Consider the following 22,107-nt stretch of genomic DNA (forward strand, 5'->3'; position numbering starts at 1 on the left):
AGATAACTACATAAACAAAAGAAAGGGTGAAATTTTTAATATGAAAGACAAAAGTTTAAGTAATGGTTTTTTAAATATAGTAAAAAAAATGAATAATGAAATAATAGGGCAAGGAGAATTCATTCATAAATTGTGCAATTATTTCAAAGAAAAGTTTGAAGAAGATAAGAAGGGCATATTACTTTTAGCTGGTAAACGAGGAACTTTTAAAAAAGCTAGTGTAAGGCTATTATTTGAAAAACTTAATGAGGAAGGAATAACTGAAGATTATCATATAGATGAAATAGATTTAGCCTCTTACAATTTTAATTTAGGATATAATGCTTTTCTAAGTGACTTATATGAAAAACTAAATAGTAGTTCACAGGTTATAATGTTTAAAAATACTGAAAAAGCTTCAGAAAATATTTTAAAGGTATTATCAGAAATATATCCTAATACTTGTTTAAAGTTAAAAGATAACTATATTATGAAAAATAAGTTTCTTATTGAAGCAAAGAGTAAGGATAAAGACAATATAGGAGAATTCATCTGTCATAATAAATTTTTCATATTTATTTATAATAGTGATGATAATGTAATAGAAGATGGAATTTTAGATAATAGGGAAGAGGTATTATATACTGAAAGCCTTACAGAAGAGGAACAAAATAAAGTAATTAGAAGAGAAGTGTTAAGGTCAATAGATGGTATACAAAAGCATATGCAAGGAAATATAGTTCTTGGAATAGAAAATAAAGATGAAGAGGAAGATAACTTTGGAATTTGTAGTTTTCTACAAGAAAACTTCATAGAAGATAGCAATTTTGGAATCAGTGAATATATATCCTATAAAATTTATAAACCAATTATGAATCTAATACAAAAGGAAGGACTTTATAGTGAAAGTCAGATTTTAATATATGTAGATAAGAATGAGATATATTGCAAATCAGATGATGAAATATACAAGTTAGAAAACTATCTAGTACCTACCCTTGAAGAAGTAAAATATAAATTGGATTCTATAATAGGTATAGAAGAACTGAAGAATTTTATAATAAATGTTGAAAATAATTGGAAAGTACAAAAAATAAGAAAAAGACTTGGACTAAAAACTTCAAAGATATCTATGAATATGATATTTACAGGAAATGCAGGCACAGGAAAGACTAATGCAGCTAGGGTTACCTTTGAATATTTAAACGCCTTAGGTATATTATCTAAGGGTGTATTTGTAGAGGTGAGTAAAGCAGATTTCGTTACAGAGAATATTAATGATACAGCTAAGAGAACAAATGATATAATTAATTCTGCCTTAGGAGGAGTACTATTTATAGATGAAGCATATTCCTTATGTGAAAGTGAAGAAGATAAGGTTGGTAAGGAAATAGTAGATGCATTACTTAAGGGCATTGAGGATAATAGAGATAATTTAATAGTCATATTAGCTGGTTATGAAAAGGATATGGAAAGATTTCTAACTATAAATCAAGGTCTAAAATCTAGATTTTCAAATACTATACACTTTAAAGATTACAACCCAGTAGAAATGTATGAAATAGCAGTTAACATAGCTAAATCTAAGGGGTATAGAATAGCCAAAAATGTAAAAGCAGGGTTAATAGATTTATTTACAAGAAACCAAATTATAGGCAAAAATGATTTAGGTAATGCTAGGTTTGTAAGAAATATAGTGGAAAATGCAATAATTGATGCTTCTAAAAAATATCTAACTAATAATGATAAGGAAATTGATTTATTAGATAGAGATAACTTTAACTTTAGAGCAAATGCAAAGTTTGATTTAGAAGAAAAATTAAATGAAATAATAGGACTTGATGACGTTAAAAAACTATTAAGAAGTCAATATAAGCTTATAGTTGCTCAGGAAAAAAGGAAATCTGTTGGAGTAAATACTAAGATAGAGCAAAATTTAAATATGGTATTTACAGGTAATCCAGGTACAGGTAAAACAAGCATAGCAAGATTAGTAGCTGAAATGCTAAATAGTATGGGATTATTAAAGGTAGGTCAACTAGTAGAAACTGATAGATCAAGTTTTGTATCAGAAGTTCCAGGGGAAACCCCAAAGAAAACAGAAGAGAAGTTTAAAGAAGCTTTAGGAGGAGTATTATTTATTGATGAAGCATATACCCTTGCCAATGATTCATTAGGAATTGAAGCCATAGAAACTCTGTTAAAGTTAATTGAAGATTATTCTAAGGAAGTAATAGTGATATTAGCTGGATATGAAGAAGAAATGGAAGAATTCTTTGATGTAAACATAGGTTTAAGGTCAAGATTTCCATTATGGACTAATTTTGCAGATTATAATCCCAATGAACTTTTTGAAATGGCTGTAAAACTTGTTGAAGCAAAGGGATTTAAGTTATCTAAGAATGGATATATAGCTTTAAAGAAAAGCTTTGTTGAAATCTACAATAACTCAGATGCACAATCAGGAAATGGTAGAATGGTTAGAAATTACGTAGAAAAACTAATTAGAAATCAAAGCATAAGAATTGTAGAAGAGGATATCAGTGTCTATGAGATGAACCTTATAACTGCTAAGGATGTAGAAAATATAAATGTTATTGAAGATGATAACATATTTAATCTAGATAGTAGATTAGAGCTATTAGTTGGTAATGAAGATGCAAAGGAATTTTTAAAAAATCAATATAAGCTTTTAAAAGTTAGAGAAAGAAGAAAAAAAATAGGATTAGGCTCAGATATCAATAGATATATGAACATAATATTTACAGGGGAAAATGGAACAGGGAAGAAAACTGTAGCTAATATTCTCTCAGAAATGTATTATAGTATGGGAATAGTTAAAGCTAAAAACATTGTAGAAATGGATAAATATGAATTCATGGCAATGATTAATAAGGGAATAAAAATTGAAGATATATTTAGTAAATTTTCAGGGAAAATGCTATTTCTAAATAGGGTAGACCTTCTCCTAGAGGAACAGCAATATAATAAAATAGTATCAGATATAATTAAATTCTTAGATAAAAATAATAAGGTTATATTAATTCTTTCAGGAGAAAAAGAAGGGGTGAAAAAACTAGTATTATCTAATCCAGCATTTAACTATAGATTTCCAACTTGGTTTGATTTTGAAGATTATGATTATATGGGACTATGCAATATAGCATTAAGTATATTAAGTAAAAAGGGATATTCTTTATCGAAGGAAGCAGAAGAGGAAATTAATAAAACTATAATAGACATATATGGTAATCCAAATTTAGTAATAAAAAATGGATTAATGATAAAACAGTATTTAGATAACCTTATAAGAACTCAGAGTATTAGAATATGTGATGAAGAATTTAATAGAAATAGTATAAATTTTATAACTTTAGATGACATAGTAAATAGTAAAAAAGAATTTTTAAAAAGAAATATTGTAAAGTAGTAAAATAAAGCAGTAAAGAACTATATCAAGATATGTTTTGATATAGTTCTTTACTTTAGTATAAAATTTATAAGCTTGATATATAATTTGTATTAACAATTAATAAGTATTAAAAGTATCTAAGTAGGCATTATTATTCCACAAGCTAATCGTTTCCCAGAATTACCAGAAGGTTGACTAGTAAAGTCATCAGCATTTTCATGGATTATGATAGCTTTTCCAATAATATCTTTTATAGAAAATCTGCTTAAATAAACATCCATTGCAGCAATACCATTTGATGACATTAGTGGTGGAAGATCCCCATAGTGATAAGGGTGAGGTTCATTTGTTGGATTCCAATGTCCACCAGTAGTTTTAAAAGGATCACCTGGATCACCTATATTACAATTTTCAAACTCATGAATATGAAATCCGTGGAAAAGTGAAGGTTCTCCTTCAGAAGTATATACGGGAATGCCAGTAACATATACTCTAAGAATAATACCATCATCTAAACAGCAAAATAATGCTCTGCCACGTAGTTCAGGAGCTAAAGGTCCACCTTGGATTACTGCATAGGCCGTTGGTTCAGGCATACCGTGATTCATAATTATATCGCTAATACTAAATTTATCATTAGCCATTCTCATATTAATACACTCCATTTTATTGATACAATATAATTTATAATATGTTGTAGTAAGTTGGTGTGTGTACACGAAATATAAATATTTCATGCATTTTATTAAATTTAGTTTAATTAAATAAAATTTATGTAAATTTGATTTTAATCAACTGAAAATATATAATAGATATATAAGGAAGAGGAGGGATATAAATGGAAGTTCTTATATTTGTATTAAATGACCCAAGAGATTTAGAGGAGATAATGGTTGAATTCACTAACATAGGTATAAGTGGGTCTACAATTATTGATACTGTAGGGATGGCTAATATTTTATCTAGTTGTGAAGATGCAAGTATGTTTTCTTCACTTCAATTGTTATTAAACAAAGGAAGGGCATCTAATAAAACAGTATTTACCGTTTTAAAGAAAGAAAGAATAGAACAAGCACTAGAGATTATTAACAAAGTAACTGGAGGATTAAATGGTCCAGGTAATGGAATAGCATTTACAATTCCGGTTAATAGGGTATTTGGAGGTAGTTTTCAACAAAAATAGGAGGGACTGAAGTTAAAGATGAATTGGTTATATGTACTAGGGATAGTAATACTTGCAGGTATATTTTTAGGATTACTAGTAAGTTATATTAAACTACCAAAGGTAACAGGATACTTAGTAGCAGGGATAATAATAGGACCTTTTGTTTTAAAGATTGTACCTACTGAAGCTATCCATGGATTAACAGTTATTTCAGAGGCTGCCTTAGGGTTTATTGCTTATAGTATAGGTAGTTCTCTTAATTTTAAGGATTTAAAGAAAATTGGTTCTGGAATTATAATTATAGCATTATTTGAAGCACTTATGGCAGTAGTAGTTGTAACTTTAGTTATGATAACAGTATTTAAGCAACCATTAGCTTTTAGTTTATCTTTAGGCGCAATAGCTTCAGCAACAGCACCTGCAGCTACAATTATGGTTCTAAAGCAATATAGAGCTAAGGGACCCTTAGTAAATACTCTTATACCAGTAGTTGCTATAGATGATGCCATTGCTGTTATAGCTTTTGGAATAGCTTTATCTATTGCAAAAGCTTTAACAAATGGGACAGGAGCTTTGACAGTGATGTCAATAATGAATCCTTTTATAGAGATTATAGGATCTGCTGTTTTAGGAATAATACTAGGATTTGTGTTAGCATTTATTAATAGGTTGTCTAACAGTAGAGAGCAAACTATGAGCATGGCTATAGGTGTAATTTTATTAGCTATAGGCCTAGCTAACAAATTACATTTGTCTGGATTATTAACTTGTATGGTTATGGGTGGAACCATCAGTAACATTACCGATGGTAAAACTAAATTACTTACTGTATTAGATGAGTTTACTAATCCAATATTTATAGCATTTTTTACCATATCAGGATTAGAACTAGATATGTCAGTTTTGAAGACTGTAGGTATAATTGGAGTTGGCTATGTAATAGCTAGAGTTATTGGTAAAGTTTTAGGAGCTTATTTAGGAGCTAAGATAGCTAAATCAGAGCCTATAGTTCAAAAATATTTAGGATTAACTTTAGTACCACAGGCAGGAGTAGCTATTGGACTAGCACTTATAGTTCAAAATGAATTGCCAGCTTATGGTACGCAGATTAGAACTATAATATTAGCAGGAACTGTTATATATGAGTTAATAGGCCCACTGTGTACTAAAATAGCTATATTTAAAGCAGGTGAAGCAAATAAAGCTTAATAATAAAATATTAGGAATTATATAAGAAAAAAGTGCTAGTCTTTTGTAAGAATAGCACTTTTTTAAATTTAAATTTCATTTTACATTAGCCATTTACTACAGCTAAGATAGTGTCCTCAGGAGTAAGAAGTGTTACTTCACTTGGAATATTAATATCTTTAGCCAGTAGTTTATCATTAAATTGCATATTAGCTACATTCACTTCAATATATTCTGGAATCTTTTCTACATTGCCTTGAAAATCAAGATATGGTCTAAAGGTTTCTAAAACTAGTCTTTTAGATTCCAAATTTTCTTGACCTATATAATTTATAGGAATAGTTAGTTTAATTACTTCATTTGGTTTTACATATTGTAAATCAAAATGTATAATTTCGTGTAGGTTGTTTTTTTGAATATCTTTAACTACACAGTTTAGAGTTTTTCCCTCTAAATCAATTGGTATGATAGAACCACTAAAACTGCCTTTTAACATTTTTAACAGTTCAGATTTACTCATCTTAGCAGAGATAGGTTCTTCTAAAAATTCACCATAGATTACGCAAGGTACTTCTCCCAAATTTCTAAGCTTCTTTAAATTCTCCTTTGAGCTTCTTTCATATACTTTAAATGTTGTACTTTTCATAATAAATCCCTCACTTATTTTTAATAATTTTTTGTTGATTTATTAAGCTCAGTATATAAAATTGTCACAGTAAAATTCATAAATGAATCTAAGCACTATTAATTACACACAGAGCTTATACAAAGCCCACATATGCATCAACCTCCTTAAATATACTTATACCATGATAACATATATTAAGGAAAAAGCAAAATTCATAAAATATTAGAATAGATAATACTTTACAATGTAAATATATACATATATAATTATACATAGATATACTATGTATAGTAAACCGAGGTAAGGGGTGGAATTATGAAAATAAATAAAGAACTTTTGAAAGGAAGCACGACAATACTTATATTAAGTCTGCTTAATCGAAAAAATATGTACGGGTATGAAATGATTAAGGAGATAGAAGAAAGGTCTAAGGGTATTTTCTCTTTTAAAGAGGGAACGCTATATCCTATTCTTCATAGTTTAGAAAATGAAAATTTTATAGAAGCTTACTGGGATGAAGGCGAAGGAAAGCGTAAGAGAAAATATTACAAGATAACGGAAAATGGTAACAAAATTCTCAAAGAAAAAGAAGCAGAATGGAAATTGTTTAGTTCTACAGTTAATGAAGTATTAGGGGAGGGAGATTTATGTCTACAGTAAACCATCCGAAGGTAGAAAAGTATATAGAAGAGGTATGTGGATTAATTAAAAATAAAAAAGTCCATAAAAATATAAAAGATGAACTTATAGATCACATAGAAGAGATTATACAAGACTACAGAGATGTTGGAATAACGGAGGAGGAAGCTATAGATAAAGCTATTATGCAAATGGGTTCATACGAAGTTATAGGAAGGGATTTGAATATGGTTCATAAAGCATCTCCTGATTGGATGCTTTTAGGTATAACCGCTCTATTTATATTAGTTAGCATATTTACTTTAGGCTTCATTCAGAAGAATAATGCATTGTCACACAGTTCATATGCTAATTTTTTAGGTAAAACTATAGTTTATGCATCAGGAGGAATCATATTAGCAGCAGTTTTACTGAAAATTGATTATAGAAGATTAAAAAAGCACTCTAAATATGTTTATAGTGGAGTAATAATTCTGTTAATATCCCAAATCTTTATAAACACAGGCTATATAAATGGAGAAATGGGCTGGATAGTTATTGGGCCAATTAGTTTTAATGCTTTTAATATAGCACCTTTTTTTCTAATCATTGCTTTAGCTGGAATGTTTGATAATTGGAATTGGAATGAGACTAAAAGTATATTAAAAGGGGTTTTTATTGCTTTTGTACCAATAATATTTTTTATTATTGGAAATGCTTCAGTTAGCATTATTATCTATGCCATATCAGCTATTACTTTGATGATTATATCAGGTGTGAAATTAAAGCATATTATAACTTCCTTTGGAGCTATAGGGGTTATCTTTTTATCTTGTATGTTTATTGAACCTTACAGAATAAAAAGATTTTATGTGTTTTTTAATCCTTCATTAGATGTAGATGGAATGGGATGGATTTATAATCAACTAGTTAACTTAAGGGAATCGGCGGGATTATTTGGACAGGGATCAAATTTTATACCAAATATGTTGCCAGAAATTCATACAGACTTTATATTTACCTATATAGTTTATTCCTTTGGATGGATTGTTGGAATAATACTAATTTCTTTAATTTTAGCATTCATAATAAGAATAGGTTTAATAGGAAAAAGTACTAAAGAAACCTATGGTAAATTACTAGTAAGTGGATTTTGTGCATTATTTATAGTGCAGTTTTTACTAAGTATTTCTGTTAGCTTGACATTAGCACCTACAGTTTCAGTAAGCATGCCATTTATTAGTTATGGTGGAAGCCAACTTTTAATTAACATTTTATCTATAGGTTTAGTATCTAATGTATGCAAGTGGAGAAATACGCCATATAATACAGAAATTCAATAGTTTTTAATAATATAAAGATTATAGTTTGATATTATTATATAATAAAAATATTAGCATGAAAAATATTTGACAAGCTTAAATATCCATGATACTATTTATTAAAATATAACACTTAGGAGAATTAAAATGAGTAGAGAAATTAACTTTAAATCAACAAAAGTTAATATGGCATATTATCTTAGCTATTATAGATAGGGTTTGTATTTATAAACAATTATAGATGCAAGCCAGTTTAACAAATTTGGTTTGTGTCTATGATGGTTAGGAAGATTTGCTATACTCAAATGTTTAGTGATTAGACCACATAGATATATCTATGTGGTTTTTATATTTGATGCCTTCTTATTTAAACCACATGGAATCAATCTATGTGGTTTTATTTATTTTAGGAAGGAGATTAGAACATGAAAAACAGAGAGAACTTTACAAGTAGAGCAGGATTTGTGATATCTTGTATTGGCGCAGCAGTAGGACTTGGAAATATATGGATGTTTCCTTACAGGTTAGGTCAAAATGGGGGAGCTGTATTTTTAATACCATACTTTATTTTTGTACTTATACTAGGATCAACGGGGTTAATTACAGAGTTTGCCTTTGGAAGAGGTGCTGAGGGAGGAGCTTTAACAGGAATTAAAAAAGGATTTAAGAATAAAGGTTTAAAGGGAGGAACTCTCTTTGGATTTATACCAGCCATAGGACTTGCAGGAGTGTTTATGTTTTATAATGTGGTAGTAGGTTGGATAATTAAGTATTTAGGACTTAGCCTTAGTGGAAATATAAAAAATATTGATATACCTAAGTACTTTGAAAGTTTTGCAGGAAGCACCCAAACTATACCATGGAATTTACTAGCCATAGTACTAGCCTTGGTAATTGTATGTATGGGTATATCTAAGGGAATTGAAAAAATAAATAAAATTATAATGCCTATGCTTTTTGGAATTTTTATATTGTTAGCTATTAGATCATTAACTTTACCTGGAGCTATAGATGGGGTGAAGTACCTATTAACACCACAATGGTCATACCTATTTAAAATAAATACATGGGTAATGGCACTTGGTCAAGCCTTCTTCACAGTATCTTTAAATGGATGCGGAATGGTGGTATATGGTAGTTACATAGAGAAGGATTTAGACATTCCAAGGTCTGCAGTGAGTACTGCTGTACTTGATACCATTGCGGCATTATTAGCATCCTTTGTTATTATGCCAGCAGTATTTTCCTTTGGCTTAGATCCAGCAGCAGGTCCACCTCTATTATTTATAACAATACCAACTATATTTAAAGCTATCCCTGGTGGACAAATACTTATGATACTATTCTTTTTAAGTGTATTATTTGCAGCAATTAGTTCTTCAATAAATATGCTAGAAGGGCCAGTAGAATCTTTTATGGCAGAAACAAAATTAAGCAGAAAAACCGCTACTATTTTAATAGCTGTAGTGTCATTTGTATTATCAATACCTTTAAATTTAAATATGAATTTGTTTAGTAATTTTGCAGATGTAATTACTATAGTAATTTCACCATTAGCAGCACTACTAGTATTTATTGTATTTTACTTTATGTACAACAAAGAACAGGTGTTAGAAGAAATAAATAGAGGCGCTAAGAGAAAGTTAGGAAATAAATTTTTTATGTTTTCAAAATATGGGTTTACTCTTATAACAGTATTGGTAATAATACTAGGAATAATTTATGGTGGGATATAAGTCTGTTTATACTAATTTTAGATGTGGATTTTCCTATTTTAAAGAGGGTAATAACTATATATTCTAAATAGTAAATTCTCTGAAACCCGCATGAACAGAAGAACTAGTTAACTATTTTCATAGTTAACTAGTTTTATATATTAATATTTATATAGTTTTATAGGTTTATAGGTAAATATTTAAATAGTTTTATTCATATACTTTTATGAAATGCTAAAGAATTTTTTTATTTCATCAATTCTTTCTAAAGCTATATTATATCCGTGGTTATAGGCGTGTTTAATTTTATTAAGATCTTTTTCAAAGCTATCAATACCATCTTCTGAAGTAGGTCTTAAAATTATAGCTTTGCCATCTCTTTCAAGTTGTTCGCAATACTTAACTCTATCATTGTAAAGCTCATGACGTGTAAGAAGAGGCTTTACTAAATTAGGATATTTCTTTTTTAAAACTTTAGCAGCAAAAATATTGCCTTTACCTAATTCTTTAATATACCCCTTAGGTCTAGTTAGAATAATTAGATGCTTTTCATTTCCATCTTCCATGGCTTTTAATACAGGAATAGGATCACAGATGCCTCCATCAAAATATTCATTATCATTAATTATAGCTGGAGGAAAGAAAAGAGGTATAGCACAACTAGCTCTTAACATATTGCATTTTTCATCTAAATCTTTACCATTTAAATATTCGGTAACTCCAGTTTTAGCATTAGTCACACCAACTAAAATTTTACCTTCATAGCTTTTAAAGGTATCCATATCAAAGGGATAAATCTTATTAGGTAACTCATCAAAAGCAAAATCTAAACCAAATAAGCTTTTACATTTAAAAAAGTTTCTAAAGCCTATATATCTTTTATCATGTCTATGGTTAATTAGAATGTCATAATTTCTTTTCTTTTGTTTTGATATATATGAAAAGCCATTGGTAATACCTGCTGAAACACCAATGCAATAAGGAAACATAATATCATTATCTAAAAGAGCATCCATTATACCAGCGCTAAAAATAGGTCTAAAGGTTCCACCTTCAAGAATTAAACTAATCATGATGTCAACTCCTTAAAATTAAATTTGTTAGATTGTTTTCTTACATAATTAAATTTAGATATTATTTTAATTACGATTCTTTAGAATAAACTCCATATTTTATTATACCTATATATCCATAGAAAGTTAAGATATATTAATTTGAAAATAAGCTATGATATAATTATATCTATAAATTACTATTAGGTATTGTAGTATAAGTTAAAGATAAAAAACAAAGGAGGACTATATATGTATTTAGTAAGTTCATGTTTAGCAGGAATTAATTGTAGATATAATGGAAGTAATAGTGAGAATAAATATGTAGCCGAATTAGTAAAAGCAGGGAAAGCTATAGCGATATGTCCAGAACAATTAGCTGGTTTGCCTACTCCAAGGGCTTGTTGTGAGATTTTTATAGATGAAAATTCTAATAAAAGAGTAATTAGTAAGGATGGTAAAGATTTAACCGAAAGTTTTTTAAAGGGAGCAGAGAAAACTTTAGGAATTATTAAAGCTGCTGGTATAAAGAAGACAATACTACAGTCTAGAAGTCCTTCATGTGGGTACGGTATGGTATATGATGGGAAATTTTCTGGAAAGTTAATAGAAGGTAATGGAGTGGTAGCAGAATTATTAATGAAAAATGGAATTGAAGTCTATACAGAGAATGACCTAGATAAATTGAATTTAAATAACTAATATTTAAGCTGGGGTGATTAACATGGAATATATATCTGCAAAAAAATTAATATCTCAATATATACCTAATAATTCATGGTTTGATATCAATTATAATATGAATATCTATAAAGGATGTTGCCATGGATGTATTTATTGTGACTCCAGAAGTGAATGTTATCAAATAGAAGACTTTGATAGAGTTAGAGCAAAAGAAAAAGCTGTAGAAGCTATAGGAAAAGAACTTAAAGGGAAAAGGAAAAAGGGTGTAATAGGAACAGGAGCTATGAGTGATCCATATAATCCCTTTGAAAAACAAAATGAGCTAACAAGGGAAGCTTTGAAGGAGATTAATAGAAATAACTTTGGAGTTTCCATTGCCACAAAGAGTCCTTTAATTACAAGAGATATTGATATATTAAAGGAGATTTCAAGGCATTCTCCTGTGTTAATAAAAATAACTGTAACTACCTTTGATGATGATTTATGTAAAAGGGTAGAACCTAATGTAGCACCTAGCAGCGAAAGATTTAAGGCTATAAAACAGCTTAGTGATAGTGGGATATATACAGGAATATTGCTTATGCCAATTCTTCCTTTTATTAATGATTCAGAAGATAATATAAGAAATATAGTTAGAGAAGCTCATAATTCAGGAGCTAAATTTATATTTGCCTATGGAATGGGGCTCACCCTTAGAGGGAATCAAAGGGCCTATTACTATGAACAATTAAGTAGACTATTTCAAAGGGAGAACTTAGTTAGAAAATATATTCATACCTATGGTGATAGATATGAATGTGAATCTTCTAATGCAAAGAAGCTTTGGAAGACTTTCACTGAGGAATGTGATAAATATGGAATTATATACAAAATGAAAGATATAATTAAAGGTTATAGAAAGAATTATGAAGAAGAGCAGTTGAGCTTATTTTAAGACTATTAAGATAAAATATTAGATTTACCTTACTTAACCTATATTTCAATATATGGTAAAATGTATATAGTATTTAATCAAAAGGGGGAAAAGTTTTGCCTTATATATGTTAAGACAAAATCTATATAATTAAAATGAAGGATATTAAATCAATAGTCTATTGGATAATAGGATTTTTACTTGCGGATGGCTTTAGGTATCTACTTAGGGATGTAGATATTCCAGAGATTTTTAAATGGGCATTAGGAATAGTTATAATTCTTGAAGGCTATATTCTTATAAATAAATTATTTAAAAAAGATATAACCAAAGAAGAAGTATAAGTTAAAGGGATAAATTTATTTTAAGGGGATGAAGGTATGCATTTTGATGAGGAGTCCCAAAAATGGGATACAAAATATAGGGTTCAAAGAGCAAAGAAAATTAGTACTGAAATAGAAAACTATTTGGATAAAGAGAACAATTTAAAAGCCTTAGAATTTGGATGTGGTACAGGGCTTATATCAGAAAATTTAACTCATAGATTTTCTGATATATTGATGATGGATTTATCTGAAGGAATGATAGAACAGTTAAAATTAAAAATAGAAAAAAACGAAATAAAAAATATGAAAACTTGGTGTGGAGATTTATTTCAATTTAACGATAATGAAAAATTTGATGTGATTTATACATCCATGGTTTTTCACCATATAGAAGATCTACCAAAGGTAATAAAGAAGCTATATGATTTGCTAAATAAAGAGGGCAAATTAATAGTTGTAGATCTATGTCCTGATAATGGTGGTTTTCATGATGAAGTACAGGATTTTAGTGGACATAATGGATTTAAGCTTACAGAAATGGAACGCTTAATAGAAGAAGCTGGGCTTGAAGTCATAGGTTCAAAAATATTTTATTCAGGAATGAAGAAAAGTGAAGGTAAGGAGCAACCATATCAGTTATTTAGTATGTGTGGTATAAGAAAGTAAATATATGTTACGAAGTTTTCTCAATTATAGATTGGATTTTAGAGTATATGCAATATTTCTTTTCTGTTGAAACTACATTATTATTTATTGACTTAATTTCAAATATTTGCTATAGTAATTTTATCAAATATAGGAGGTACAACAATGAAATTGTGTAATTGCTAATTAATTTTCATAATTGAAAATTGATGAAAGAAAGAATAAAATGCCTAATCATTAGGTTTTTTTGTGTACTTCTTTTAAATTAGCAATTAAAAGACATACCTCTTATAGAACTAAAATTGTATTTATGTTTTATATAGACGTTAAGTTTATTAGGATAGGGGCTATAGTAATTGGAGATTGTATATATTTATTTTTATTGCATTAAATATATAGTTCGTATAAGATAAACTTATTTAAGTATAAAATTGATTACAGATTTTTAGGCTACAAGAAAGCAGTGCTTTTTTGTAGCCTTTTGTTTTATATTTAATAAATCGATGGTTAGGCCTCAAAACTTATTTTAAGGAGGTCCTATCAATGGATACAACATTGAAGCTTGCACATGAAGAAGATGTAATTTGTGCAGTGAAGTTAGTTTATGAACATGAAATCAAAAATATGTTAACTTCAAATATATTTGGTTTAAATAAAGCATTAGCCTTTATTAATTTTGCTTGCATTAATGATACTGATAATGTAATCACAATAGGTTCACATTTAGAGATTACCACATTACTAATATCATATATCTATACACCACAAAAATTAGTGACACAAACTTCAGATACAAGTTGCTGCATTAATAATAGATTATTGAAAAATATCAATGAACTTTTATCAGGTTATAAATATACAGAAATTATTAGCTCTAATTTGCATAAAGGACTTATAGAATATGAGAAGGAATCTTTTGACGTAGCAATTTTGGGTTTTGCTAATTTAATTAATATCTCAGAAGAAGTACAGATAAACAGGTTTAGTCTTGAAACTGGAATAGAATATGAGATGTTTGAAAGGTTATTAGCAAAGTACAGTAAGTTGTTAAAAAAAGATGGAAGATTAGTAGTACTGACAAAACCAGGATGGATATTAAAGTTATGGAGTTTAATTCATGACCTTGGTTTACAATTAGAATATAATAGCTATAGTCTATATGTTGATAGTAATAGGCATCCTAATGGATTTATTTGGTTAAGGTTCATTAAAGGAGATGTAAATGTTAATTTGGAATTGCATAAGAGGAATATAATATCTTTAATGAATGATAACAACATTGATAGACTGTATGCTCATAGGAATAATTTAATATTTCCATATGTGGAGCTCTCCTATAGCAATTCTGAAGCCTATGTTAAATTAAATCAGAATTTAGAGTATATGCAATATTTCTTTTCCGTTGAAACTACAGCAAATCTAGCGGAATTGTGTGAAGGATATACAGCATGTCTAGTTACTCCATCTGTAGCACAGTATGCATATAAGACAAATAAAAACATAGTTCTTTTTGAACGAGATAATAGATTTAGAGAAAATGGAGGTCTAAAGTTTGTAAAATATGATTTAAATATTGGTTTAACAAAATTTTTACAGAATAAATATTTAAAAAAATTTGATAGAGTTATATGTGATCCTCCATTCGATATCAAATTGGATGTTTTAGCAAATGATATTATTGAATTGTTAAAGCAAGATAGAAAAAGTGTTGTTTATATAATATTTCCTAATAACAGAAAGATTAGTTTAATTAATGTTATGAAGGCTAGAGGGCTATTATTAGAAGAGGAAACTCAAAAAATAAGTATAGAGTATGCTAGGCCACCTAAGATAGTTAGGGTTAATGGGAAAGATGCCATTCAATTATATAAGTTTATTTATGTAATTTAAAACATTTTTATGGAAGATGGAGCAGTTAAAGTTAAAAATAGATAAGAATAAATGTCTATTAATAATTATCAGTAAATTTAATTATTTATATTATTGACCACTTGGTTTGTTTTTGATAAGATATAATAGACCACATGGTCAATATTTATATTTGGAGGATATTATGAATCAAAAAGAGAAAAGTCAGATAAGTAAAGATAAAATATTAAATGCTGCCATAGCGGAGTTTGGAACAAAGACATATGAAAATGCTTCGCTGAACAATATATGCAACGATAACAAAATTTCAAAGGGACTTATCTATCACTATTTTAAAAATAAAGATGAGTTATTTTTAAAATGTGTTAAGGTTTGTTTTGATGAGCTTGTAGATTATCTTAGCAAAGAAGAATTTGACCAATTGGATTTTCAGAAGTACATGCAAAATTATTTTGACTTAAGGTATCGTTTTTTTAAAGAGAATATTTATTACAGTCATATATTTTTTCACGCAATTTTACAACCACCTGTACATTTGAAAGAACAGATCAAAGATTTAAGAGCTGATTTTGACACACTTAATATAAGTCACTATCGTATGGCGTTAAGTAATGTAACACTACGAGATAATATTACAGAAGAAGAAGCAATGGAATACTTCCTTGTTTTTCAAGAAATGTTCAATGGTTATTTTCAAAGTAAAGCTTATGAAAATCTGGACTTTAATTCACTAATAGAAATGCACGAACTGAAACTGTCAAAGATACTGAATATTATGCTTTATGGTATTTCAAAGGAGGAGTAGAAACAATGATATTATTAATTTTAAGGCTTTTAGTGGCAATTGCAATTGCTTTTATTGTAGGTAAGCTTGTTTCAAAGATAAAGTTGCCTGCTATTCTAGGATGGTTACTTACAGGTATGATACTTGGACCACATGCATTTGGAGTTGTAAATGATGCAGTTTTAAATGCTCATTGGTATGAACCGATTATGCATATTTTAGAATGTGTAGTGGGACTTTTAATAGGCACGGAGCTTGTTTGGAAGAAAATTAAAAAATCGGGCAAGCAAATTATCATAACAACATTAACTCAATCATTAGGAACATTTTTTGTTGTTAGCTTGGTATTTGGGGTTGTATTTTATTTTGTAGGATTTCCTATTTATCTTGCATTTATATTTGGAGGTATTGCTCTTGCAACTGCACCAGCACCAGCACTTTCTATTGTACGTGAGTTTAAAACAGACGGACCTGTAACTAAAACATTAATTCCTATGGCAGCCCTTGATGATATGATAGGAGTAATTGTGTTTTTTTCAACTATATCTATTATCTCTGCCAATCTATCTGAGCAAAAACTACCGGCTTATATGATATTACTTGTAGTTTTATTACCAATTATTATTGGGGTTGTTACAGGACTTCTTGCAGGAGTTGTATTGAAAAGAGAACGTTCACCAAAAGTAACAGTATTGATGCTGAGTGCAACCATACTAATATCAGCAGGTGTTGGTTTTATATTTAATGATTTAGTTTTACCAAAGCCTGTACTTAACTTTATGCTTATTGGTATGGCTTTCTCAGCAACATTTTCTAATATGATTTCAGAAGAACGTCTAGAGCGGATTATGAACTCATTTTATCCTATTCTTGGTATTTCTATGATTGTAGTTATCTTAAATCTGGGAACACCACTTGACTATCATCTGATTTTAGGTGCCGGACTATTTACTGCAATTTATATCATCTCAAGAGCTGTAGGAAAATGTGGTGGAGCATTCATTGGAGCTGCTATAACAGATTCACCAGAAACTGTGAAAAAATATTTAGGACTCACATTGCTTCCTCATTCAGGTGTATCTCTCGTATTTACAGGTATAGCGGTTTCTGTTCTATCAGGACCAGCACCAGAATACGCTAAGGTCATCCAAGGAACAATTGCGGCGGCAGCGGTTATTAACGAGGTTATCGCAGTTATAGCATCTAAAAAGGCTTTTGAGTGGGCAGGAGAATTTAATAAAAAAGAGGAAATTAGCAATGAATGAGATAATATATAGAGAAATCAAAAAAGATCATTATGAAACCATTAAATAAATCAAGCCACTTAATATGAAGAAATTCAAATTGAGTGGTTTTTGTAATAGAGATTTTAATTATTATAACAATATTAGATTGTTATAATATATCTACTAGTAAAAAGTAATTTATATAAATAAAGTTTTAGGGGAAGTTGCATTTATAACTGAAACATAAAAGAATATTGTGGTAAAATAAATCTAATGATATTGTACAATAAAGGGGAAGTTTATAGTGAAAAAAACCATAGGAATTTTTGCTCATGTTGATGCAGGTAAAACTACATTTTCTGAGCAATTACTTTATCATACAAAGAGTATAAAAACTAGAGGAAGAGTTGATCACAAAGAAGCTTTTCTAGATAGTCATAATATAGAAAGAGAAAGAGGTATTACAGTTTTTTCTGATATTGGAATTTTTAAATATGAAGATTCAGATTATTATTTAATAGATACTCCAGGACATATAGATTTTTCGCCAGAGATGGAGAGAGCTATGGGGGTTCTAGATTATGCTATCCTTTTAATAAGTGCAGTAGAGGGAGTGCAAGGTCACACAGAGACAGTATGGCAGCTACTAAGAAAAAATAATATACCTACTTTTATATTTATAAATAAAACAGATAGAGAAGGTGCTGACTTACAAAAGGTTATCCATGAGATAAGAAATAACTTAAGTAGTGAAATTTGTTTAGTTGAAGAAGATTTATATAATTTAAGTAATGAAAATATAGAATTTATAGCTGAAAGAAATGAGGAATTACTGGAAACCTATCTAGATAAAGGCTATAACAACTACTTATGGGTAGATAAATTAAAGGAGCTTATTAAGTCAGAAAAAATATTTATAGTTTTAAAAGGGTCAGCTTTATTAGATGAAGGTGTAAAAGAGTTTTTAGAGATCTTTAATAGTCTTAGTTATACTAACTATGAAGAGATAAAAGATAATAAATGCTTCAAAGGTAGAGTATTCAAGATTAAATATGATGAAAAAGGTAATAGAATTACCTTTATAAAAGCATTACAGGGTGAGTTAAAGGTAAAGGATGAAATTATATATAGTACAAATGGAGAAGAGATAAGAGAAAAAATAAATGAAATTAGAAGTTATAATGGAAATAAATATGAGAGTAAAGATAAAATTGTTTCAGGTGAAATTTTTGGAATTATAGGCATAAGCTCTTTAAGAGCTGGTATGGGCATAGGAGTTTTAGATTTAAATGAGTTTTTTATGATTCCAACCTTAAGAGCAAAGGTAGAGTTTGATAAAAGTATAAACCCTAGAGAAGTGTTAGGATGCTTTAAAATTTTAGAAAGTGAAGAAAATAGTCTGAATGTAGTGTGGAGCGAGGAGTTACAAGAGCTTCATATTAGTATAATGGGAAAAATACAACTAGAAGTCTTAAAGGAAATATTAAAAGATAGATTTAACTTATTAGTGGATTTTGGAACCCCAGAAATATTATATAAGGAAACCATGGAAGGGGAAGTGGACGGCTTTGGACATTTTGAGCCTCTTCGTCACTATGCAGAGGTTTATTTAAAGTTAAAAGAAGGGACTAGAGGATCAGGGATTACTTTTAAAAATAAATGCCACAGTGATTTTTTAACTACAGGAAATCAAAATCTTATAAGAACTCACATATTTGAAAGAGATCACAAGGGAATACTTACAGGAAGTACAATTACAGATATAGAAATAACCCTTATGAATGGAAGAGCACATTTAAAGCATACTGAAGGTGGAGATTTTAGAGAAGCAACTAAAAGAGCCCTTAGACAAGGATTAGAAAGTGCTAAAAATCTATTACTAGAGCCCTATTACAAATTTAAAATAGATGTAGAGATAAACTTAATGGGTAGAGTTATCAGTGATATTCAAAAAATGAGTGGTAGCTTTAATGAGCCTAAAAGTTATGGAGAAAGAGTTATAATTGAAGGAAGAGGTCCTGTAGCTACCTTTATGAATTATGCTTTGGACTTTCAAGCATTCACAAAGGGGAAGGGCAGCTTAAGTCTAGTATTTCATGGGTATGATATATGTCATAATCCAGAAGAGGTTATAGAAGCTAAAAGCTATAACAAGGATGTAGATCCTGAATACACATCATCTTCAATTTTTTGTGCTAAGGGTGTAGGGTATGCAGTACCTTGGTATGAAGTTAAGGAACATATTCATTGTCTTAAATAAATATTGTTAGAAATTTAATATATTAGGAGTGATTAATTATGGAAAAAGAAATTAATGTAGTTGTGTTAATGCCTATGGACGATAGCCATAAAATTGATTTAATGTCAGTGGCGCCTGGATCTAATTTTATATTTACTTCAGCTAAAGAGATAAATAGGGAGACTCTTCAAGATGCTCACATAATTATAGGTAATCCTCCATTAGATATGGTTAAAGGATGCAAAAACTTAAAGTGGTTACAACTTGATAGTGCAGGAGCTGATTTATTTGTAAAAGAAGGGGTGCTTCCAAGGGGAGTAAAACTAACTAATTCAACTGGAGCCTATGGACTCGCTATATCAGAACATATGATAGGTGTTCTACTTTCTATATATAAAAAGTTATACCTTTATAGGGATAATCAAAATAATAGTCTTTGGAAGAATGAGGGTGAAGTTAAATCTATTTATGGATGTACTGCTTTAGTTATTGGACTTGGTGATATTGGAGGAGACTTTGCCAAGAGAATAAAAGCTCTAGGGGGATATACTATAGGAGTAAGAAGAAGTGATACTAATAAACCTGAATATTTAGATGAATTATATCTTATGGATAAGATTGATGAGTTATTACCTAAAGCAGATGTGGTAGCATTAAGTTTACCAGAAACTAAGGAAACCTATAAATTATTCTCTAAAGATAAAATTTCTAAGATGAAAAAGGATTCTGTACTTATAAATGTAGGTAGAGGTACAGCTATAGATACTGAAGCACTTTGTGATGCTTTAGAAAGTGGGAAACTTTTAGGAGCAGCTTTAGATGTGACAGACCCTGAGCCACTGCCAAAGGATCATAGGATTTGGGGAATAAAAAATGCAATAATTACACCTCATGTTTCTGGAAATTATAATCTAAAGGAAACCCACCATCGTATAGTTAAAATTGCTGTTAATAATTTAGAACGCTTTATAAAGGGAGAGGAACTCAGGAATGTAGTTAACTTATCTACAGGATATAGAGATTTAAAGACAAAGTAATATTTAAATTAAGGCTAAAGTTAGAACTTTAGTTATACATTGGTTAAAGGAGAGAGATACAATGGAGAAGCTTTATTATAAAGATCAATATATTAAAGAATTTGTAGCTGAATTAGAGAAGGTAGAAGAGAAAGATGGGAAGTTTCATGTGGTTTTAGATAAAACAGCTTTTTTCCCAGGAGGTGGAGGTCAATTTTGTGATCTAGGATTTATAGAAAATGAACCAGTAATAGATGTTTACGAAGAAGAAGGTATTATATATCATGTTCTTAATAAAAAGCCTATAAAGCTTCATAAATTAAAGTGCTCTATAGATTGGGAAAGAAGAAGGGATGGCATGGATCAACACCTTGGACAGCACGTTTTATCAGGGTGTTTTTATAAAATATTTAATGCAAATACAGTGGGCTTTCATATGGGAAGAGAAATATGTACTGTAGATATAGAGGGAATATTAGAAGAAGAAAAGATAAGAGAAGCTGAAAATGCTGCAAATCTAATTATAGGAGATGATCTCCAAGTAGAATTTTTAGTGCCAGATAAAAAAGAGTTAAAGAAGATGGGATTAAGAAGAGCATTACCTAATACTAATGAAGAAATAAGAGTTGTTAAGATTTCAGATTTAGATATTAATGCATGTTGTGGAGTACATCCAAAGTCAACCTTAGAACTAAGAATGATTAAGGTAAGAAGATGGGAAAAACATAAAGGAGCAACGAGAATAGAATATGTAGCAGGGAAAAGAGCAATAGAAGATTCCTTTAGAAAAGATAAATTTACTACAAGGGTATGTAGATATTTAAATGCCAGTGAAGATGAGGCTATAAATGGCATAAAAAATATGAACGAAAATCTTAAAGCTGCTCTAGATAAAAATAAAAAGCTAAGTGAAGAAGTGGCTGCTTATGAAGTAAAGGACATGGTTGAAAAAGGGGAGAAAGTAGAAAATATAACTATAGTTAAAAAAGTTTATGATAATGAAGATATTAAATATGTAAATAAGGTAACTTCAAAGATTATTGAAAATAACAATACTATAGCATTAATGGCAATTAAAAATGGAGAAAGAGCAAACCTTATCTTTGCAGCATCAAAGGATTTTAAAGGAATATCTATGAATGAACTATTAAAAGATGCAATAACTTTAATTGATGGTAAAGGTGGCGGAAGTAGTCATCAAGCTCAAGGTGGTGGAAAGAATAATAATAATTTAGATGGAACTCTAGATTATGCTATAAATAAAATAAAAGGTAAATGATGAAAAATTATTAAGTTAAAGGTTAGGTTATTAAATTTAAATAAAAC

At 29.2% G+C, this 22,107-nt stretch carries 19 protein-coding genes; 16 read left to right on the plus strand and 3 right to left on the minus strand.

Annotation, left to right across the window (positions count from 1 at the left end):
- Nucleotides 1-40: 40 nt before the first annotated feature.
- Complete coding sequence (locus ACTNBA_RS11595; RefSeq protein WP_441074230.1) at nt 41-3,409, plus strand: AAA family ATPase; 3,369 nt, start codon at nt 41-43, stop codon at nt 3,407-3,409.
- A 119-nt stretch (nt 3,410-3,528) separates the two neighbouring features.
- Here the strand turns inward: ACTNBA_RS11595 and ACTNBA_RS11600 are convergent, their stop codons facing one another.
- Nucleotides 3,529-4,041, minus strand: a complete 513-nt coding sequence (locus ACTNBA_RS11600; protein ID WP_441074232.1) for a superoxide dismutase family protein — start codon at nt 4,039-4,041, stop codon at nt 3,529-3,531.
- A gap of 188 nt (nt 4,042-4,229) precedes the next feature.
- Here ACTNBA_RS11600 and ACTNBA_RS11605 point away from each other — a divergent pair, with 188 nt between their 5' ends.
- Together ACTNBA_RS11605 and ACTNBA_RS11610 are read left to right on the plus strand one after the other, a co-directional pair.
- Nucleotides 4,230-4,574, plus strand: coding sequence for a hypothetical protein (locus ACTNBA_RS11605; RefSeq protein WP_441074234.1), 345 nt, complete (start codon nt 4,230-4,232; stop codon nt 4,572-4,574).
- Between the two features lie 18 nt (nt 4,575-4,592).
- Nucleotides 4,593-5,765: a cation:proton antiporter gene (locus tag ACTNBA_RS11610; protein WP_441074235.1), complete on the plus strand. Its 1,173-nt coding sequence runs from the start codon at nt 4,593-4,595 to the stop codon at nt 5,763-5,765.
- Between the two features lie 85 nt (nt 5,766-5,850).
- On the opposite strand, the gene ACTNBA_RS11615 is transcribed toward ACTNBA_RS11610, so the two are convergent.
- Complete coding sequence (locus ACTNBA_RS11615) at nt 5,851-6,390, minus strand: 50S ribosomal protein L25 (protein ID WP_441074237.1); 540 nt, start codon at nt 6,388-6,390, stop codon at nt 5,851-5,853.
- Nucleotides 6,391-6,687: 297 nt separating this feature from the next.
- Here ACTNBA_RS11615 and ACTNBA_RS11620 point away from each other — a divergent pair, with 297 nt between their 5' ends.
- The 3 genes from ACTNBA_RS11620 to ACTNBA_RS11630 all read left to right on the plus strand — a co-directional run bounded on the left by ACTNBA_RS11620 (nt 6,688) and on the right by ACTNBA_RS11630 (nt 10,048).
- Nucleotides 6,688-7,032: a PadR family transcriptional regulator gene (locus ACTNBA_RS11620; RefSeq protein ID WP_035133937.1), complete on the plus strand. Its 345-nt coding sequence runs from the start codon at nt 6,688-6,690 to the stop codon at nt 7,030-7,032.
- On the plus strand, nt 7,020-8,333 hold the full coding sequence (locus tag ACTNBA_RS11625) for an FtsW/RodA/SpoVE family cell cycle protein (RefSeq protein WP_441074238.1): 1,314 nt from the start codon (nt 7,020-7,022) through the stop codon (nt 8,331-8,333). Before ACTNBA_RS11620 ends, ACTNBA_RS11625 begins: the two co-directional genes overlap by 13 nt.
- A gap of 404 nt (nt 8,334-8,737) precedes the next feature.
- Entirely contained in the window at nt 8,738-10,048 is a 1,311-nt protein-coding gene (locus ACTNBA_RS11630; protein ID WP_441074240.1) for a sodium-dependent transporter, read from the plus strand.
- A 203-nt stretch (nt 10,049-10,251) separates the two neighbouring features.
- Here the strand turns inward: ACTNBA_RS11630 and ACTNBA_RS11635 are convergent, their stop codons facing one another.
- Nucleotides 10,252-11,100, minus strand: coding sequence for a patatin-like phospholipase family protein (locus tag ACTNBA_RS11635; RefSeq protein ID WP_441074241.1), 849 nt, complete (start codon nt 11,098-11,100; stop codon nt 10,252-10,254).
- A gap of 231 nt (nt 11,101-11,331) precedes the next feature.
- Between ACTNBA_RS11635 and ACTNBA_RS11640 the strand changes: the two genes are divergently transcribed.
- The 10 genes from ACTNBA_RS11640 (at nt 11,332) to ACTNBA_RS11685 (ending at nt 22,060) form a co-directional block, all read left to right on the plus strand.
- The gene (locus ACTNBA_RS11640; RefSeq protein WP_150845239.1) at nt 11,332-11,781 is read left to right on the plus strand and encodes a 2-thiouracil desulfurase family protein; all 450 of its coding nucleotides are present in this window, start codon (nt 11,332-11,334) and stop codon (nt 11,779-11,781) included.
- A 22-nt stretch (nt 11,782-11,803) separates the two neighbouring features.
- Nucleotides 11,804-12,697 carry an SPL family radical SAM protein gene (locus ACTNBA_RS11645; RefSeq protein WP_150845238.1) on the plus strand — a complete coding sequence of 298 codons (894 nt, stop codon included), beginning with the start codon at nt 11,804-11,806 and terminating at the stop codon, nt 12,695-12,697.
- Nucleotides 12,698-12,831: 134 nt separating this feature from the next.
- Complete coding sequence (locus ACTNBA_RS11650) at nt 12,832-13,020, plus strand: hypothetical protein (protein WP_150845237.1); 189 nt, start codon at nt 12,832-12,834, stop codon at nt 13,018-13,020.
- Between the two features lie 36 nt (nt 13,021-13,056).
- Nucleotides 13,057-13,668: a class I SAM-dependent DNA methyltransferase gene (locus ACTNBA_RS11655; RefSeq protein WP_441074244.1), complete on the plus strand. Its 612-nt coding sequence runs from the start codon at nt 13,057-13,059 to the stop codon at nt 13,666-13,668.
- A gap of 522 nt (nt 13,669-14,190) precedes the next feature.
- Nucleotides 14,191-15,537 (plus strand): hypothetical protein, encoded by a 1,347-nt coding sequence (locus ACTNBA_RS11660; protein WP_441074246.1) that lies wholly within the window; start codon nt 14,191-14,193, stop codon nt 15,535-15,537.
- 163 nt (nt 15,538-15,700) lie between these two features.
- Nucleotides 15,701-16,321, plus strand: a complete 621-nt coding sequence (locus ACTNBA_RS11665; RefSeq protein WP_441074248.1) for a TetR/AcrR family transcriptional regulator — start codon at nt 15,701-15,703, stop codon at nt 16,319-16,321.
- A gap of 5 nt (nt 16,322-16,326) precedes the next feature.
- The gene (locus ACTNBA_RS11670; RefSeq protein WP_441074250.1) at nt 16,327-17,565 is read left to right on the plus strand and encodes a cation:proton antiporter; all 1,239 of its coding nucleotides are present in this window, start codon (nt 16,327-16,329) and stop codon (nt 17,563-17,565) included.
- Between the two features lie 265 nt (nt 17,566-17,830).
- The gene (locus ACTNBA_RS11675) at nt 17,831-19,786 is read left to right on the plus strand and encodes a GTP-binding protein (RefSeq protein ID WP_441074252.1); all 1,956 of its coding nucleotides are present in this window, start codon (nt 17,831-17,833) and stop codon (nt 19,784-19,786) included.
- Between the two features lie 38 nt (nt 19,787-19,824).
- The gene (locus ACTNBA_RS11680; protein ID WP_346866977.1) at nt 19,825-20,802 is read left to right on the plus strand and encodes a D-2-hydroxyacid dehydrogenase; all 978 of its coding nucleotides are present in this window, start codon (nt 19,825-19,827) and stop codon (nt 20,800-20,802) included.
- Nucleotides 20,803-20,863: 61 nt separating this feature from the next.
- Complete coding sequence (locus ACTNBA_RS11685) at nt 20,864-22,060, plus strand: alanyl-tRNA editing protein (RefSeq protein WP_441074254.1); 1,197 nt, start codon at nt 20,864-20,866, stop codon at nt 22,058-22,060.
- The last annotated feature ends 47 nt before the right edge of the window (nt 22,061-22,107 follow it).

It is taken from the genome of Clostridium sulfidigenes, from assembly GCF_052067195.1.
GTDB classification, from domain to species: Bacteria; Bacillota; Clostridia; order Clostridiales; family Clostridiaceae; genus Clostridium_J; species Clostridium_J sulfidigenes.